Genomic DNA, 17,039 nt, shown 5'->3' with positions numbered 1-17,039 from the left:
CAATTAATATAATATTTACAGTTTATCACGATTCAATAGTGCATTCAACGAAATAAAAGGTTCTAAAGATTGTACTTTATATAGCTACAGCCTCTAATAGTTTCTGTATTTCGAGCATTTTAATAGCCATAAAAACAATGGTTTCTTTATTTGTCGGTGGCGAATTTAAACTAGGAAACACAAAATTATAAATAGCTAGACATTTAGTTTTATCTTTACAAACCATCCATAATTCTTTTGTAAAGTATCGAATAGCCTTTTCCACAGCCTCAGGAGATACATGAAATCGCTCTGCAACTTGTCGATATATCTCTCCAGCAATAATAACGTTTTGACGTGCTAACAGTTGCTTACATATTATGACTGCTTCTATTAAATAACTTGCCCCCATTCCATCTTTCATAAAAACAGAACCAGCAAATGCACTTCTCAAGATGTGATCATCTACTAACTGACTTAGATCATAATCGCCTTCATCCATGTATTTAATTATCTTTTTAATTTCAGCATACAAAATTCTTAGTTTCAAATCTCTGAAATAGTTTAATGATGTACACTTGCTAACTTCACAATCATGATTTAAACAAGAAGCAAACACTAACGATAACGCATCTTCTGCGTCAAATGATATAGATTCATTATTTTTAGTAGAATAAAAATTTTTTATCGAATCATGCTTGTTATCCATAATAATAATTCCCTCTTTCATTAATATTAATGCACACACTTAAGCATTAAACAGTAATCATATTTTTTAACTTCTCAAATGTAGCGTCTCCAATACCTTTAACTTGCTTCAAATCTTCAACCTTTGAAAACCTATGGTCCTTTCGATAATCAATAATCCTCTGTGCAATCGCATCCCCAACGCCAGGGAGGCTCATGAGTTTAGACTTATCTGCCAAATTAATATTAATCATCCCACCATCATTGTTCGATTTATCCTCATTTTCTCTAGTTATATCCCCACCTCCATTGCTCGGTATAACGATTTTCTGACCATCTTGAACAAACTCTGCTTGATTTAATGCGTCCAGATTAGCATCTGATTTTAGACCACCTGCTTTTTCAATAAGTTCAAAAACTCTAGTTTTTTTCTTGACCTTATATACTCCAGGTGAATTAACTGCGCCACTTATATCTATGTAAAATTCATCTACTGCTTGAGGTCGTTCCTTTTCCTTGACTTTTTCTGGCTTATCAAGCTTGATAGTATCAGCATTGCTAGATTTCATATGTATTCCTGTAGCTCCAATGAAGATAATAACAACAAGTGCAACCTTGTATTTAAGCTTTCTATCCTTCGCAAATTGGAATCTAATACAATCAATTAAGTGATTTATCAGGTCATTATTTGTTTTTTTCATATATTACCCCTTCCGGGGGTAGATTCAACTACATAGATAATACAATTTAGAAAATTATTTTGCAACAGTCTATCAGAAAGTCAGGAACATGTAAATATATATTATTTATAATTATTTTACAACATAAAATCCCATATAAATCAATGCACTCTAGATTGGCAATACAGTATTAAATATTTTTTATATAGGTTTTTAATGTAAAATAGGTGAATACATGCTGCAAATAATGCAATTATGTATCCACCTATTTTTGCTTACAATGTATTAAATACATCATGTAGTGTCTAGATATAATTTTAGCCACATGAAAGATTTAGAAACTTGAAAGAAAATTAATTACCTAGTCATCGTAATATTCAAACTCATAGTCTTCTATTCTAACCGTATCTCCCTCTTTCAAACCAATCTTCTTTAGCATTTTAATGCCCCCTCTATCCACAATAAATTTGTACAAATAGCGCATTGAACCAATATCAGTAAAATTAGTGGATCTAAAGATTTTAGAAAGCTGCTTACCTTCGAGAACAAAAGCGCCGTCATACGATCTATAGGCCTTAAGTTTCTTGAAGTCTTCGTCAAGCTCATCCTTCTCAAAATCAAAGTATTCAACTTCTTCCTCTTCTGGTTCAATATAATTATCTAGCTCATTGATTGTAGCATTAAGAAGTTCTTGTATACCTTGTCTAGCCACAGCAGAAATTTTGAATACTCTTTTACCTTCATTTTCAACAAATTCAATAAATTCTGTGAGCTTTCCCTCGTCGCAAACGGCATCTATCTTGTTTGCAGCTACAAGCATAGGCTTTGCCAGCAGCCTTTCATCGTACTTTTTTAGCTCATCAATTATCTTCTTATAATCATCTATTGGGTCTCTGCCTTCACTGCCAGAAACATCAACTACATGAATAAGAACCTTTGTGCGCTCAATATGCTTCAGGAACTTAATTCCGAGCCCCATACCTTCATGTGCACCTTCTATAATTCCCGCAATATCTGCCATCACAAAGCTTTTGTCATATAAATCAACTACCCCAAGATTGGGATCTATAGTCGTGAAGTGATAATTTGCAACTTTAGGTTTAGCACATGTAGAAACGGAAAGTAACGTTGATTTTCCAACATTAGGGAAACCAACGAGTCCTACATCAGCGATGAGTTTAAGCTCCAGAATTACAGTTCTAACTTTAGGTAATTCACCAGCCTCAGCAAAATTAGGTGCTTGTCTGATGGAATTCTTAAAATGAACGTTACCCTTTCCACCTTTACCACCTTTTGCTGCGACAAGTGTATCCCCGTTATGCGCCATATCCTTCATCAGAAGTCCTGATTCTTTATCAATAATCATGGTTCCAACAGGAACTCTTATCTCCAAATCCTCCCCACGCTTACCGTATTTCTTACGACGCATACCGTTTTGACCATTTTCAGCTTCATACTTACGCTTGTATTTAAAATCCATAAGTGTGCGGAGGTTATTGTCGGCAACAAATATAATATTACCTCCATCGCCTCCATCGCCTCCATCTGGACCACCTTCTGGAACGTATGGCTCTCGTCTAAAGGTTACGGCTCCATCTCCACCTTTTCCAGATGTAATAATTATTTCAGCTCTATCTACGAACATTTATTTCTCCAATATATTAAAAATGACCCCTTGAAATAAGGGGTCAATAAGTTTAAGCTTCTTCGCTGTATACGCTGATCTGCTTTCTCTTCTTGTCAAATCTCTCAAACTTAACGTTGCCATCGATCTTTGCAAATAGAGTGTCATCTCCACCGATACCAACATTGTTACCAGGGTGGAACTTTGTTCCTCTCTGTCTAACAAGAATGCTTCCAGCACTTACATACTGTCCCGCACCTATCTTAAGTCCCAAGCGTTTGGACTCGGAATCACGACCGTTCTTGGAACTACCTACTCCTTTTTTACTTGACATGACTAGTCACCTCCTATATTGAAATTCTTAATTACTTAGATTCAATTGCTGAAAGAATATCAGCCTTAGTAGCCTTTGAAGGAACCTCAACTCCAAGATTCTTAGCAATCTCTAGAAGCTCTTCCTTCTTCATTGATAGCGAAGCCTTTACTTCAGACTTCTCTGCCTTCTCTGTAGGCTTAGCCTTAGCTGGAGCTGCCTTCTTAGCTGCTGCGCCAATGCCTGTAACCTTAACTAGAGTGTATGGCTGTCTGTGACCATTCTTTCTTCTGTAGTCCTTCTTAGCCTTGTACTTAAAGATAATAACTTTTTCGTTCTTACCCTGCTCGAGTACCTCAGCCTGAACTGCACAACCTTCAACAAATGGTGTACCTACCTGAAGTTTGTCTCCTCCAACAGCTACAACCTCATCAAAGGTAACTGTCTCTCCAACTGCCGCGTTAAGCTTTTCAACCTTAAGTACGTCATTCTCCTGTACTCTATACTGCTTACCGCCTGTTTTAATAATTGCGTACATATTAATTCCTCCTCAAACCAGACTCGCCAGAATTGCGGGTGCTACGCTTAAAAACCCATTCTGTGCGGCTAACCGTCTAAATATAACATGTTCCAGGACTTATGTCAAATCCCAGAACATTATAAATCATTATTATTCGATTACTACTCCATCTTCGTCAACTTTAAGCTCTTCTTCATCATTACCGTGAATTGCATCCATGATTTTAGTCTTAAGAGTCTCAAGAATCTCAGGATGAGAAACAAGAAATTCTTTTACATTCTCACGACCTTGCCCTATTCTTTCACCCTCATAGCTATACCACGAACCCGCTTTATCAATGAATTTCATAGCTGTAGCAGTATCTAGCACATCACCTGCAATAGAAATACCTTCTCCATACATTATATCGAACTCAGCAATTTTAAATGGAGGTGCTACTTTATTTTTTACAATTTTAACCTTGGTTCTATTACCAATGGTCTCATCACCACGCTTGATAGAATCAGCACGTCTTACGTCAAGTCGCATGCTAGCATAGAATTTGAGTGCTCTGCCACCAGTTGTCGTCTCTGGATTACCAAACATGATTCCGATTTTCTCACGAAGCTGGTTGATAAAAATAACACAAGTATTAGTCTTGTTAACGGTTCCTGCAATCTTTCTGAGGGCTTGTGACATAAGTCTGGCCTGAAGTCCAACGTGAGAGTCCCCCATATCACCCTGAATTTCAGCCTTTGGAACTAGTGCAGCCACAGAGTCTATAACAATAAGATCAATAGCTCCACTTCGTGCAAGCATATCGCAAATCTCTAGCGCTTGTTCTCCAGTATCAGGCTGCGACACTAATAAATCATCTACATCTACACCTAGATTCTTAGCATAAACAGGATCTAGCGCATGTTCAGCGTCGATAAACGCTGCCTTACCGCCAGCCTTCTGAGCCTCTGCGATGCAGTGCAATGTAAGAGTTGTCTTTCCTGATGATTCAGGTCCATAAATCTCAACAATACGGCCGCGGGGAACACCACCGATACCAGTAGCAACATCTAGTGATATAGAGCCCGTGGAAATCCCTTCAATATTGTTATGAAGACCTTCATCTCCAAGCTTCATAACTGCACCTTTGCCAAACGCTTTCTGAATCTCATCTAGAGCATGTTCAAGAGCCTTTTCTTTATCACTAACATTACCGATTAAACTCTTGTCTTTACTTGACTTAACTGCCATAGTCCCTCCTGTATATTTCGAACATCTGTTCGTATTGTATATAATCTTCTTTTGTTTGTCAAGATTATATATTCTTTGCATGATAACGGTCAAATTAAATATCGATATAAATCAATATTATAACCACTATTTAAGTAAATTTTCACACTATAATACATTTTACCAATATTCATGAGATTACATAGAAATCTAGCATTATCTATTATCGATTTAATATTTAGATCACTTTTTATTAATTACTTAAATTGCGTCATTGATGATATTATAAACAACTAAAAGCATCCTAAGTTTGAAGAAGTTACGATTCCATTTCCTATCGTTTCTCTTGGTGTTAATCTCAATAAAACCGCTCTTGTTACCTAGTTTATTGCCACAGGCATACCCGATGAAAGCATTTCCATTTTCACGTCCTTCATCAGCTTCTGGTCCAGCGTATCCTGTTATTGAGATTGCAATATCGCTATTAGAAGACTTTTGTGCTCCTTTTGCCATTAAAATAGCAACTTCTGAACTAACGACAGAGCATTCTTTTATAATTTTACTATCAACGCCCAAAACTCCAGCTTTCGCAGTCTCACTATACGTGACAAATCCGTGTGAAAAAACATTAGATGCACCTGGCACATCAGTTATACAAGATGCGAACATGCCTCCCGTACATGATTCTGCAGATGATAAAGATAATTTGTTTTCTCTAAGCTTCCTAACGACAACCTCAGCAAGTTCCTCATCATTATAACTGTATATATACTTCCCAATTAACTTGTCGATCTCACGAATCATGTTCTCCACAGCTAATTGAGCTTCTGTCATCGTTTCTCGCTGTGAAGCTACACGCAGTGTACACTCACCTTCTTTTGCATACGTTGCTATCGTAGGATCCTTCTGATTATCGATGATTGGAAGAAGCTTCGTCTCTAGGTCAGATTCACCTATCCCGATAGTCCTAATAACCCTATAATACATTTGCTTACTTGAAAATCTTTTTAAATAATCTACTACACAGTTTTCAAATAACCATTTCATCTCACGTGGTGGACCGGGTAGACAAATTGCACATTTCCCGTTCTTCTCAATGCCAAAAGCCGGTGCCGTTCCAGCTTCATTATGAAATACTTCCGCGCCTACAGGTATATATGCTTGCTTGCGATTATTTTCAGCCATAATTCGATTTCTATCATCAAAATAAGATTTTACTTCCCTATAGCATCTTTCATCAAAATACAGATCTACACCCATAGCCTCTGCAACTATTTCCTTGGTAAGATCATCCTGAGTTGGTCCTAGTCCACCTGTCAGTATAATCATGTCGCTTTCAACAAAGGAAGACTGAATTAACTCTTTTAACCTTCCAGGATTATCACCTACTACATGGTGATACATGACATTAAACCCCATCAGGTTCAATTGATTTGAAATATATGTCGCATTTGTATTTACAGTCTGACCAAAAAGTAATTCAGTTCCAACCGCTATTATCGAGACGTTCATCTTAATTACCCCTTATTACCCCTCTACGCAATTACTCGGCGTACCTGAGCACCCCGAGTAAGTTTAATATATTAAATTTATATTTTTATACTAATACTACTGACATTTTGCAATATATTTGAAAAGCAAAATTTACATTGAGAATACGTCTTTATTTTTGATTATATATTCGCACCCTGAATAAATAGTTGCTGCTAAAGACGCCCAAAAGAGCGCCATACCTATTGTCATCAGCACGTATACTGAATCAAGCGTGAGCGCAAGAATTAGTGTAGGGACTGCCAACATCTGAAGAACTGTCTTAATCTTACCACTCATTCCAGCGGCAACTACTCGTCCTTCTGAGGCTGCAACTGTTCTCATTCCACTTACTGCAAACTCTCTAGCTAGAATAACAATAAGCGACCATGCCGGAATCGTTCCTTCGCCTATTAAAAGACAAAGCGCTGAATATACCAATATTTTATCCGCTAGCGGATCCATTATCTTCCCAAAGTTAGTAACAAGACCTCTTGCTCGAGCAATCTTCCCGTCCAATAAATCAGTAAACGAAGCAGCAATAAATATAATGAATGCTATCATGTAATACTGCAACATGAATGCAGCGACAAAAAATGGAACAGCAATCATTCTGCCAACTGTAAGTTTGTTAGGTAAATTCATCTAAACCTCCTCACCTATGAGATCATATTCATAAGCCTCTGTAATCTTAACCTTTACAATATCCCCTGACATATGAGCAAGCTTACTAGTGAAAGTAACCTCATTATCAATCTCTTGTGCATCATATCTTGTTCTACCTATGTATTCACCATCAGATTGAACTTCATCGACCATTACCTCGAAAATATTTCCGATTTTATTTCGATTGAGCTCCTCACTTATACCAACCTGTAGCTCCATTATAGTATTTCTGCGATTTTCTTTTACTTCTTCTGGTAGCTTTCCATCAAGTCTATGAGATAGAGTACCCTCTTCATCAGAAAATGCAAATACACCTAATCTATCGATTTTAGCCTCTTTTACGAATTCTACAAGTTCATCAAAATCTTCTTCGCTCTCTCCCGGAAATCCTACAAGCAAAGTGGTTCTGATATGTACCCCTGGGATATTATCGCGCAATTTTTTGAATGTATCCCTGATGGAATCTCCTGTTGAATTTCTCCTCATCCGACTAAGCACGTTATCTGAAATATGTTGGATTGGTATATCTAAGTAATTGCATATTTTTTCATTTGCAGCAATTGTATCGATAAGCTCATCCGTAATCCCATCATCGTAAACGTACATGATTCTAATCCAATTGATACCATCTATATTACATAGCTCTTCTAGGAGTTTTGGCAGCATAGCTTTGCCATAAAGGTCTTTACCGTAATAAGATGTATCCTGTGCTATAATGGTTAGTTCTTTAATTCCCTGCTCAGCCATAACTTCCGCTTCTCGAACTACATCCTCAATTTTTTTACTTCGGTATGGTCCGCGAATTTTAGGGATAGCGCAAAATGCGCATGTGTTATTACAGCCTTCAGCAATTTTAAGAACGCCAGAATACGAATTCTTCGGAAGAATCCTTTCTTTATATGGCAGAACTCTACCAACATTCCCCTTAACACTGTCTGCCATCACTTCTTCAGCTGATAGCAGTAGTTCAGGAAGTTCGTCGTAGTCATTAACACCTGTAAAAATGTCAACCTCAGGAATCTCTTTTACCAAATCTTCATGATAACGTTCTGAAAGACAGCCTGTTACTACAAGCTTCTTAGTCTCTCCTTTAATAGCTGCCATACTGAATATATGTTCAATTGATTCAATCTTCGCCGATTCAATAAAACCACAAGTATTTACAATCAGAATATCTGCCGATTCTGGAGAATCTGAAAGTGTACACCCTCTACTCATGAGTTCAGCTGCTAAAACCTGCGAATCATAGTCGTTCTTCGCACACCCTAAGGTATCAATATAGAACGTCTTGTTCGTATTTGTCATTAAAAATCTCCGTTACTATTTACCACTTCATCGTCTTTAGGATCCAAATCGTCATTTTGTGCTCCGCTATCAAAGGTCGTTTGATCAGCTGGTCCATAATACTCCTCCTCGGTCATTAACACTTGTCTAGGTCTTGAACCATCAGACGGACCAATTATGCCCATATCTTCTATCTCATCAATGATGCGAGCTGCACGATTATATCCAATTCTAAATCTACGCTGCAGCATAGAAACCGATGCTTGCTTTTGCTTTAAAATAAATTCTATTGCATCTTCAGTTAGTTCATCTTCTGCTGACTCCTGTGCAACAGGCTTGTCTGTTACTTCAATGCTCTGAATCACATCTTCTCGGTATTCCGTTTCGCTTTGCGATTTTACGAAGTCAATTACCGCAGCACTCTCCGTCTCTGATATGTATGGACCCTGAATTCTGATAGGCTTGTTAGCCTCAACCGGTGAGAAGAGCATATCACCCTTACCGAGAAGTTTTTCAGCTCCAGCAGTATCGATAATTGTACGTGAGTCAAACTGCGATGATACACTAAATGCAATTCTTGAAGGAATATTTGCCTTAATCAGACCAGTTACAACATCAACAGATGGTCTCTGAGTAGCTACTATGAGATGCATACCAGCGGCTCTTGCCTTCTGTGCTAGTCTACATATAGCTTCTTCAACCTGAGATGACGCCGCCATCATGAGGTCTGCAAGTTCATCTATGACGATAACAATCTGAGGCATAACCTTTTCTGCATCTCCAGAGTTAGAAACAGAATGATTATATGATGCGAGATCCTTAGCTCCAATCTCAGCAAACTTGTTATATCGTTGTTGCATCTCGTTTACTGCCCAGTTAAGCGCAGCAGCTGCTTTCTTGGGATCTGTAACAACTGGTATTAACATGTGCGGTATTCCATTATAGCTCCCTAGTTCAACCACCTTAGGGTCGATAAGTACAAGTTTAACTTCATCTGGCGAAGCTTTGTAAAGAAAACTTGTAATTATGGTGTTTATACACACACTCTTACCAGAACCAGTTGCACCTGCTATAAGCATATGAGGCATGCTGTGAAGATCTGCAATGACATTCCTTCCCGAAACATCTTTTCCAACGACAAAGCTTATCTTAGACTTTGCATGCTTAAACTCATTAGATTCGATTAGCTCTCTAATAAGTACAGGTGCTGCTTTTTCGTTCTCGACTTCTATTCCAACAGCTGCTTTACCAGGGATTGGAGCCTCTATTCTAATGCTCTTTGCCCTCATATTAAGAGCAATATCATCAGCAAGCCCTGTAATCTTGCTAACTTTAACGCCTGTAGCCGGTTGAACTTCATATCTCGTAACAGACGCACCTTGTGTAACATTTAGGACCTTCGCTTCTACATTAAAATCATTCAAGGTCTGTTCTAACAATCGAGCTCGTTCTTCAAGTTGATTGCCACTCATCATATTGTTATTAGGCTTAGGCCTACTTAGTAAATCTACCGAAGGGAATACATATTTGCTTTCCTTCTTTGCTTGACCTTCTTCCACCTGCTTTACAATTTCGTCATGGTCAGCCTTAGTCGGTCTAGTATCTTCTTTTTGATTATATACGGCATCTTCTGTAGATTTTCCAGATACAAGATTTCCAGCAGCTGTTGCCGCGCCTATTCCTGCACTTGCACCAAGACCGGATTTCAATGCGGATTCCTGTGCCTTTAATCCATCAAATTCAGGTGTCCCTGGGCCACGATAAGTTGCAATTCTAGACCTTGAAGTTTTTCCTGCGTTTGAATCATCAAGCCCTAATCCCGACTTAGGAGAAATGCTTCTATCATCACTTATTCCATCATATCCACAAAGACCAGTCGATCCTGAAGATGATGATTCTATAGCACCATCAAGCCCATAGCCAGCTTGCCCTCGCGATGATAAATCATCTCCAGTACCAAGACCGCGACCAATATCGCTTACATCCTTCCCTCTATATCCCTCATAGGCTCCACTTTCATCTCCACCAAAGTCAGATCCATTATCGAGCATATTCGCCAATTCTCTCCTAGTAGACTCGTCAGGAAATCCTGCGGCAGTTTTCTTTCCACTTGACTCACCGCTCTGAGAATCACCATTACTTAAGCTATCTTTTACAGGTTTTATACTAGTAGCTCCGATATCATTCGCCTGATCTCTTTCTTTCCTAGAATTAAGGTGTTTGGCAAGCATTCTACCAAATAAACCTGATGTTGGTTCTTCTTCCAATTCATCATTATAGACATGACTCGTATTTCCAGCGAAGTTATAATCAGTTACGGCTGAAGAGGCTGCAGAGGTAGTGCTCACGCCTACTTGCTCGTCCTCTCCAAACTTCATTTGTTCATTTTTATCAGTTCTATCAGAAGTAACCCCTGCATCATTTGTTTTATTCACTCCAAAACTTGATGACGGTCCAATAGTCCCACCTGAACGCTCAAATTCCCTTATTAGGCGTTTCTCTTCTCTAGCTTCTCTAAATGCGTGTATTTGTTTAGAAATAGGAGTATTTGCGACTAAGAGCACAGATATAACAATCAAAGCTAAACCGAGGATGATCAATCCTGGTTTTCCGATAAGCTTAACAAGAACATTTGCTAACTCCATCCCGACAGCTCCGGCATTATACCCTTTTACGCCATCTCGATAAAAAATCAATATGTCACCAAATCCGAATTTGATGTTACTAGAGTCTACAAATCTGTATCCATTAAGTGCACACATCATAAAATATATGAGTGTAGTTAATGATGCTGTCCTAGCATTTAAATGCTGTAACTTCTGAAGGAATAAGCAAATTGCAACCAATATCAAAAAATATGGAAGCACATAAGACATCCCGCCGAATAGACCTCGTAAAATGTTGTGTATTCCGTGACCGAAGCTTCCAGTACTATCACTCTTCATCGTAAATATCAAAAAAACACCTATTGCAAATATGGCAATTCCCCATATCTCATCAATAAGCTTTCTATGTGAATTCCTTTTTTCCTGCATCTCACGAATCTGCTTCTGTTCAGCATTCTCCGCATTACTGCTACTTCTTTTGTTATTAGAAGCAGATGCAGATTTCTTTGACTTATTCTTACTTCCGGGCGGTCTACCTGGACCACGTTTTTTCTTATCCTCTGCCATAATTCCCCAATTCGTGTTTATACATTTTACATTCCTTTAATTATACTATTTGTAAAGTATATTTGCAAAAAAAGAAAAAGACCCGAGATATCTCGGATCATGGGCTTGTCTTAACTATTCAGCGTTATTTACGACGTCTTTTCCATCATAAAATCCGCATGTTGGGCAAACTCTGTGTGGAAGCTTTGGCTCATGACACTGAGGACAAGTTGAAAGTCCTGGAGCGCCCATCTTCATGTTAGCAGCCTTTCTGCTAGCAGTCTTTGCTTTCGATGTTTTCCTCTTTGGTACTGCCATTGTCGACACCTCCTTACAAATGTGATTATCTCAAATATTGAAATTACGTTTCACGCATTACAAGTCAATATTATATACGTAACATCTATCTATGTCAATGAAATTTAAAGCATTGTCGGACTTTTTACACGATCCGATTCTTTGTACATATCATTCATTGCTACAATATTGTAAGTATCCGCAGCCTTAATGTCAAGAAGCAATTGATTCTTAGCAAATATTGGTAGATTCTGAGCTTCCCTGTTGATATTTGTCAATATGGGCAGCATATTTAACTCTTCGTTCTTTGCCATTCTAACAAGCTTTCTCCCCATCTCATTAGCAGCAAGCAGCCTAAGGTATCCTGGATTCATTCCATCAAACTCGGTGCGTTTAATCCCTAGTAAAACCTGCATCAAAAGCCTTGAAATGCGGGTATATGTATACCTCTTGCTCTTTGCCGCCATAATAAGTTCATCTGCCGACTTACATTTGTTAATTGAATCCAGAAGCTTTGCTCCTATACCTTCTCCACCCTGTGGAAACTCGTCAATTTCATCAGACGAAAGATTTAAAAGGGCATATCTCACTAGGTTAAATAGATTATCATCTATTCTGTCTCTAGTGAGAGCAGATTTATTTTTCATGTACTTCACTGAATCTTCAGGCATAAAATCAGATACATCAATATTATTTCGAATGGCTTTTCTAATTCCAGATGAACTTTGAAATTTCATACGATTATCAAAGGCTGCTGAATACCCAGATGACTCGCGTTTTACAGTATGAAGATCAATATTTGAGTTCTTAAGGACTGCATTTGCTTTGATATACTCAAGTGCAAGTGTATCATTTGGTCTACTTAAAATTTCATTAGAACTATCACCAAATAGCTCCTCGTACGCAATTAAACGCGCCTTTGGATAACTGTGTCCGTCTTTTGACAGTTCATTAATCCTCTCGCCTATCCTTATGTCATTCAGATTAGAGGCAGTCTCTGTCAATTTTTCTAAATTACCCGATTCGCTACCAAATGATATAACGTCTATAAAACCAGTTGCAGAGAGAAGTTTAATTGCCGTAGAAGCATAAACAGACGCATTGCCGAGACATGCATAAACAGGTATCTCAAACACTGCGTCTATTCCATTCTTAATTGCGGACTCTGCTCTAACCCACTTGTTAGTCACAGCAAGTTCACCGCGCTGCACATAATCTCCGCTTAAAGCGACTATTACTGCATCAGCACCAGTTTCTTGCTTTGCCTTATTGATATGATACAAATGTCCATTATGAAGAGGATTGTATTCAGCAACAATTCCCAAAACTTTCATCGGGTAATTATTGCTCCTCTTCTTCTGCTTCAGGAGCTGTCTGCTGACCTTCGCTATATGAGGCTCCGCCTTGAATTCGTTCAGCAAGTGCTTTCATCTCCTGACGGTTTCCATTTACTCTTCCATTCATCTCGCCGAGCATATCAGTAAAGTAATCATTCATTGGCTGAATGTACTCTGTAGCAACCTTCGCAATGTCATTCTGCATGTCGAAAAGAAGTTTATCTACATACTCATAAGAACGAAGCTTAATATATCTGCTATGATTTTCAGCCTCAGAGATAAGAGCATCTGCCCTCTTTTCAGCTTCCTTCTTGATAATATCATTCTCAACAAGATATTCAGCCTGCTTTTTTGCCGCGATGATTACCTTATCGTACTCGCCTCTTGCTTCGTTAAGAATTCTGTCCTGCTCGTCCTTAACCCACTTTGCCTGCTGAATGTCCTTAGGCATACTGAGCCTGATATCATCAACAATACTCCTAATTTCATCGCTATCTACAATTGCCTTCTCCGAAAAAGGAACCTTAGATGCATTAGCCAGAATTTCCTCGAGATCGTCAAGTAGTGTCATAACTCTAATTGATGCGTCGCTCATAACGATTTCCTCCTAGTTTATTGATTATCAACTTTTGTTTTAATCATTTCGTTTGCATAGTCTGGTAGCAACCCATCTACATCGCCACCATAAGATACCACTTCTTTGATGAGAGATGAACTAATGAACGAATACCGAGGGTCTGTCATCAAGAAAACAGTCTCTGTCCCACCCGTGTATAAGCGAGCATTCATCTGCGCCATCTGAATTTCATATTCAAAATCAGTAGTTGCTCTAAGCCCCCTAACAACCGCTTCAAAACCGTGCTTGTTAACATACTCTGCGAGCAGTCCATCGAATACATCGATTTCAATATTAGGTATGTGTTCCGTCACCTTGGAAATTATCCTCTTGCGTTCATCCAAGGTAAAGAGCGGAGTCTTAGAACTGTTAACGGCTATGCCGACAGTCAAACTATCGAACATATTAGCTGCGCGTTCAATTATATCCAAATGACCATTGGTTATCGGATCAAAAGAACCCGCATAAATTGCAGTTCTCTTCATTTTTATCACCATCTCTCAACGTATTTTAACAAACAGATATTGTATTTGCAAGGCTTTAAGCTCTTTCAAAGAAGTCTACACCTATAGTTCCATACCTTTTATGCTTAATTTTAGAGAAGCCAAGTATGTTGTCGGATAATTCATTATCGTTTAAATGCTCGGCTACGATCACTCCACCATCTGCCAAAAGCCCATATTCCTCAACGAGTTCAAAGACTTCACCATAATACCCTTCACGGTAAGGAGGGTCTACAAATATTATATCAAACTCTCTATTTGCAAGTGTAAGAGCCTTTCTAAAATCATTATTATATGTTGAAGAAATTTCTTCAGCCTTACAATTTGTAATATTATTTTTTAGAATCTTATAGTTTTTTCTATCACCTTCGTTAAAAACGCAGAACTCTGCCCCTCTTGATAGAGCTTCGAGTCCTAATGATCCCGAGCCTGCAAACAAATCAAGCACAGTCGCTCCTTCTACCCTATTTATAAGCATGCTGAAGACCGCTTCTCTAACTTTCTCTGTAGTGGGTCTAGCGCACTCAGGAATCTCCAATTTTCTGTATTTGAACCTGCCGGAATTAATCCTCATTGATATCTCCTTTGCTATTTCCTACTATATTATATTACTATTATCTTGCATCATGATATTGTTTGTTCTAAGCTGCAGCTGCTCTATGTCTACGAGCTCTTTAATCTCACTTTGATCCTTAGACAGAATCTGTTCTGCGTCAGAAGTTGCAAGTTTTAATATTTTATCATATCCAAATAAGTCATAAAAACTATTACCTGAATACCCGTGCTGCATAGTCCCCATCAAATCACCCGCACCACGCAGCCTATAATCTTCTTCGCTAATCTCAAATCCATCGCTCATCTCTACCATGGCATTCATTCGTGCTATTGCATTCTCAGAATCACTATAACAAATTAGATAGCAAAACGACTGCAAATCATTTCTTCCGACTCTTCCCCTAAGTTGATGTAGCTGAGCTAAACCGAATCTTTCTGCATTTTCAATTACTATGACAGTTGCTTCAGGAACATCTATACCAACTTCAATTACAACAGTCGATACAAGCACATTGATAGACCCATCAGCAAATTCATTCATTATTCGCTCTTTTTCTAATTTATCAAGTTTTCCATGAATAAGCCCTACATTTAAACCCTTGAATTTTAATTTCAGTTCTTCATACAGCGCTTCCGCAGATATTAAATCGCTTTCTTCATTATCCTCGATTGACGGTGCCACAATATACGCTCTATTACCGCTCTTTACCTCTTTATAAACATTTGCATACACACGTTCTCGAGATTTTTCGGTAGCATATCTTGTTATTATATCCTTGCGATTCGATGGTTTACTCTTTATTACAGAAAAATCCATATCACCAAAGACTGTAGCCGCGAGCGTTCTGGGAATTGGAGTTGCCGACATTACCAGTACATTAACGGCTTCTGACTTTTCTGACAAAATCTTCCGCTGGTTAACACCAAATCTATGCTGCTCATCGGTTATAACTAGACCTAGCTTTGCAAACTGTACATCAGACTGAATGAGAGCATGTGTCCCTACAATTATATCAATATCACCGCTAGAAATACCTTCAAGAATTTCTCTTCTCTCAGCTGCTTTAAGTCCACTAACAAGAAGTGCTGTTTTCATTCCGAACTTTGCAAAATCCACACTTAGCTTAGCAAAGTGCTGTCTAGCTAAAATTTCAGTTGGCGCCATAAACGCAGATTGCCACCCCGCACTAACAGCATGAAAGATAGCTGTTTCAGCGACGACAGTTTTTCCGCAGCCAACATCGCCTTGCACTAGCCTGTTCATGGCTCTTTTATTCATCAAGTCATGTTCTATATCATCTATTGCACTCTGCTGTCCTTCAGTAAGACTAAAAGGAAGTGACTCCAAGAATTTGCTTATATCTACTTGAGCAATCTTTGAGTTTTCACATTCTTCATCAAGTAGTCTACGGTTATACAAAACGGAATATTGAAATGCCAGCAGTTTATCATATATTAGCCTAAATTTTGCCCTGTTGTAGGCTGATCCACTTTCTGGAAAATGAATATTCCTATATGCATAGTCCTCGGGAGCAAGATTATTTTTATCGATAATCTCATCGCCCAACCACTCGCAGGATTCATCTAGCCTTTCCAGTACACTTCGAATCAGTTTAGATAATTCATTAGAGGTTATTCCTGCAGAGCGCCTATAGACAGGAATTATGCCACGAATGTCTCGAGGACTATTCGCAGGATACATTTCAGGATTGACAATAGTCTTTGCCCCATTTCTCCACTTCATCTTACCAAACAATGTGTAATCAGTGCCCAATCTTAAATTCTTTTCAAGAAAAGGCATATTAAAAAAAATTGCGTGAAAGATACCGCTCTCATCTCGGAGCGCACATTCAAGCATTGTTCGACCTTTTCCTATAGACCTAAGCCTCTTATTAATTAATATGCCACCTATCAAAACATCTTTACCTTCAGGAACATCCATAAAAGGCGCCCTACTCAGTCTGTTCTGATATCTAAACGGCTTATGTTCAAGTAAGTCGTATATAGTGAATATTCCCATAGCCTCAAGCAGTATTTGCTTTTTAGCACCCACACCCTTGATTGTCGTTATACTATCACTTAATCTCATA

The 17,039-nt window shown here is 38.4% G+C and carries 15 protein-coding genes and 1 pseudogene; all 16 read right to left on the bottom strand.

Going from position 1 to position 17,039, the window contains the following annotated elements:
• Window positions 1-76 precede the first annotated feature (76 nt).
• The 16 genes and pseudogenes from Q7O90_RS01180 to recG all read right to left on the bottom strand — a co-directional run bounded on the left by Q7O90_RS01180 (window position 77) and on the right by recG (window position 17,038).
• Complete coding sequence (locus Q7O90_RS01180; protein ID WP_304126446.1) at window positions 77-688, bottom strand: sporulation initiation factor Spo0A C-terminal domain-containing protein; 612 nt, start codon at window positions 686-688, stop codon at window positions 77-79.
• Window positions 689-734: 46 nt separating this feature from the next.
• The gene (locus Q7O90_RS01175) at window positions 735-1,367 is read right to left on the bottom strand and encodes a helix-hairpin-helix domain-containing protein (protein ID WP_304126444.1); all 633 of its coding nucleotides are present in this window, start codon (window positions 1,365-1,367) and stop codon (window positions 735-737) included.
• A gap of 340 nt (window positions 1,368-1,707) precedes the next feature.
• Window positions 1,708-2,991, bottom strand: a complete 1,284-nt coding sequence (obgE, locus tag Q7O90_RS01170) for a GTPase ObgE (protein WP_304126443.1) — start codon at window positions 2,989-2,991, stop codon at window positions 1,708-1,710.
• A 52-nt stretch (window positions 2,992-3,043) separates the two neighbouring features.
• Window positions 3,044-3,304 (bottom strand): 50S ribosomal protein L27, encoded by a 261-nt coding sequence (rpmA, locus tag Q7O90_RS01165; RefSeq protein WP_106056863.1) that lies wholly within the window; start codon window positions 3,302-3,304, stop codon window positions 3,044-3,046.
• A gap of 211 nt (window positions 3,305-3,515) precedes the next feature.
• A pseudogene (gene rplU / locus Q7O90_RS01160) lies at window positions 3,516-3,821 on the bottom strand (50S ribosomal protein L21); the annotation flags it as partial.
• 132 nt (window positions 3,822-3,953) lie between these two features.
• The gene (recA, locus tag Q7O90_RS01155) at window positions 3,954-5,030 is read right to left on the bottom strand and encodes a recombinase RecA (protein WP_304126441.1); all 1,077 of its coding nucleotides are present in this window, start codon (window positions 5,028-5,030) and stop codon (window positions 3,954-3,956) included.
• Between the two features lie 240 nt (window positions 5,031-5,270).
• Window positions 5,271-6,521, bottom strand: coding sequence for a competence/damage-inducible protein A (locus tag Q7O90_RS01150; protein ID WP_304126440.1), 1,251 nt, complete (start codon window positions 6,519-6,521; stop codon window positions 5,271-5,273).
• A gap of 132 nt (window positions 6,522-6,653) precedes the next feature.
• Window positions 6,654-7,184 (bottom strand): CDP-diacylglycerol--glycerol-3-phosphate 3-phosphatidyltransferase, encoded by a 531-nt coding sequence (gene pgsA / locus Q7O90_RS01145; protein WP_304126438.1) that lies wholly within the window; start codon window positions 7,182-7,184, stop codon window positions 6,654-6,656.
• Window positions 7,185-8,510, bottom strand: a complete 1,326-nt coding sequence (gene rimO / locus Q7O90_RS01140) for a 30S ribosomal protein S12 methylthiotransferase RimO (protein WP_304126435.1) — start codon at window positions 8,508-8,510, stop codon at window positions 7,185-7,187.
• Window positions 8,510-11,662 (bottom strand): FtsK/SpoIIIE family DNA translocase, encoded by a 3,153-nt coding sequence (locus Q7O90_RS01135; protein WP_304126433.1) that lies wholly within the window; start codon window positions 11,660-11,662, stop codon window positions 8,510-8,512. The genes rimO and Q7O90_RS01135 overlap by 1 nt, the downstream gene beginning before the upstream one ends.
• A gap of 114 nt (window positions 11,663-11,776) precedes the next feature.
• Window positions 11,777-11,959, bottom strand: a complete 183-nt coding sequence (rpmF, locus tag Q7O90_RS01130; protein ID WP_094234218.1) for a 50S ribosomal protein L32 — start codon at window positions 11,957-11,959, stop codon at window positions 11,777-11,779.
• A gap of 104 nt (window positions 11,960-12,063) precedes the next feature.
• Entirely contained in the window at window positions 12,064-13,359 is a 1,296-nt protein-coding gene (locus Q7O90_RS01125; protein ID WP_304126429.1) for a tRNA(Met) cytidine acetate ligase, read from the bottom strand.
• The gene (locus Q7O90_RS01120) at window positions 13,280-13,870 is read right to left on the bottom strand and encodes a hypothetical protein (protein WP_304126426.1); all 591 of its coding nucleotides are present in this window, start codon (window positions 13,868-13,870) and stop codon (window positions 13,280-13,282) included. The genes Q7O90_RS01125 and Q7O90_RS01120 overlap by 80 nt, the downstream gene beginning before the upstream one ends.
• A 17-nt stretch (window positions 13,871-13,887) precedes the next feature.
• A complete protein-coding gene (gene coaD / locus Q7O90_RS01115) occupies window positions 13,888-14,376 on the bottom strand; it encodes a pantetheine-phosphate adenylyltransferase (protein ID WP_273068051.1) in 489 nt (162 codons plus the stop codon).
• A gap of 55 nt (window positions 14,377-14,431) precedes the next feature.
• Complete coding sequence (rsmD, locus tag Q7O90_RS01110) at window positions 14,432-14,968, bottom strand: 16S rRNA (guanine(966)-N(2))-methyltransferase RsmD (RefSeq protein ID WP_304126424.1); 537 nt, start codon at window positions 14,966-14,968, stop codon at window positions 14,432-14,434.
• 24 nt (window positions 14,969-14,992) lie between these two features.
• Window positions 14,993-17,038, bottom strand: a complete 2,046-nt coding sequence (gene recG, locus Q7O90_RS01105) for an ATP-dependent DNA helicase RecG (RefSeq protein WP_304126421.1) — start codon at window positions 17,036-17,038, stop codon at window positions 14,993-14,995.
• Between the last annotated feature and the right edge of the window lies 1 nt (window position 17,039).

The organism is Mogibacterium diversum (assembly GCF_938028775.1).
Lineage (GTDB): Bacteria > Bacillota > Clostridia > Peptostreptococcales > Anaerovoracaceae > Mogibacterium > Mogibacterium diversum_A.
Note: the sequence above shows the minus strand (reverse complement) of the source record. Positions and strands in the feature narration are given on the sequence as shown.

Excerpts from the sequence above, each read along its gene's own strand:
- Q7O90_RS01180 (WP_304126446.1), bottom strand. The coding sequence starts at position 688 with ATGGATAACAAGCATGATTCGATAAAAAATTTTTATTCTACTAAAAAT.
- Q7O90_RS01175 (WP_304126444.1), bottom strand. The coding sequence starts at position 1,367 with ATGAAAAAAACAAATAATGACCTGATAAATCACTTAATTGATTGTATT.
- obgE (WP_304126443.1), bottom strand. The coding sequence starts at position 2,991 with ATGTTCGTAGATAGAGCTGAAATAATTATTACATCTGGAAAAGGTGGA.
- rpmA (WP_106056863.1), bottom strand. The coding sequence starts at position 3,304 with ATGTCAAGTAAAAAAGGAGTAGGTAGTTCCAAGAACGGTCGTGATTCC.
- recA (WP_304126441.1), bottom strand. The coding sequence starts at position 5,030 with ATGGCAGTTAAGTCAAGTAAAGACAAGAGTTTAATCGGTAATGTTAGT.
- Q7O90_RS01150 (WP_304126440.1), bottom strand. The coding sequence starts at position 6,521 with ATGAACGTCTCGATAATAGCGGTTGGAACTGAATTACTTTTTGGTCAG.
- pgsA (WP_304126438.1), bottom strand. The coding sequence starts at position 7,184 with ATGAATTTACCTAACAAACTTACAGTTGGCAGAATGATTGCTGTTCCA.
- rimO (WP_304126435.1), bottom strand. The coding sequence starts at position 8,510 with ATGACAAATACGAACAAGACGTTCTATATTGATACCTTAGGGTGTGCG.
- Q7O90_RS01135 (WP_304126433.1), bottom strand. The coding sequence starts at position 11,662 with ATGGCAGAGGATAAGAAAAAACGTGGTCCAGGTAGACCGCCCGGAAGT.
- rpmF (WP_094234218.1), bottom strand. The coding sequence starts at position 11,959 with ATGGCAGTACCAAAGAGGAAAACATCGAAAGCAAAGACTGCTAGCAGA.
- Q7O90_RS01120 (WP_304126426.1), bottom strand. The coding sequence starts at position 13,870 with ATGAGCGACGCATCAATTAGAGTTATGACACTACTTGACGATCTCGAG.
- coaD (WP_273068051.1), bottom strand. The coding sequence starts at position 14,376 with ATGAAGAGAACTGCAATTTATGCGGGTTCTTTTGATCCGATAACCAAT.
- rsmD (WP_304126424.1), bottom strand. The coding sequence starts at position 14,968 with ATGAGGATTAATTCCGGCAGGTTCAAATACAGAAAATTGGAGATTCCT.
- recG (WP_304126421.1), bottom strand. The coding sequence starts at position 17,038 with ATGAGATTAAGTGATAGTATAACGACAATCAAGGGTGTGGGTGCTAAA.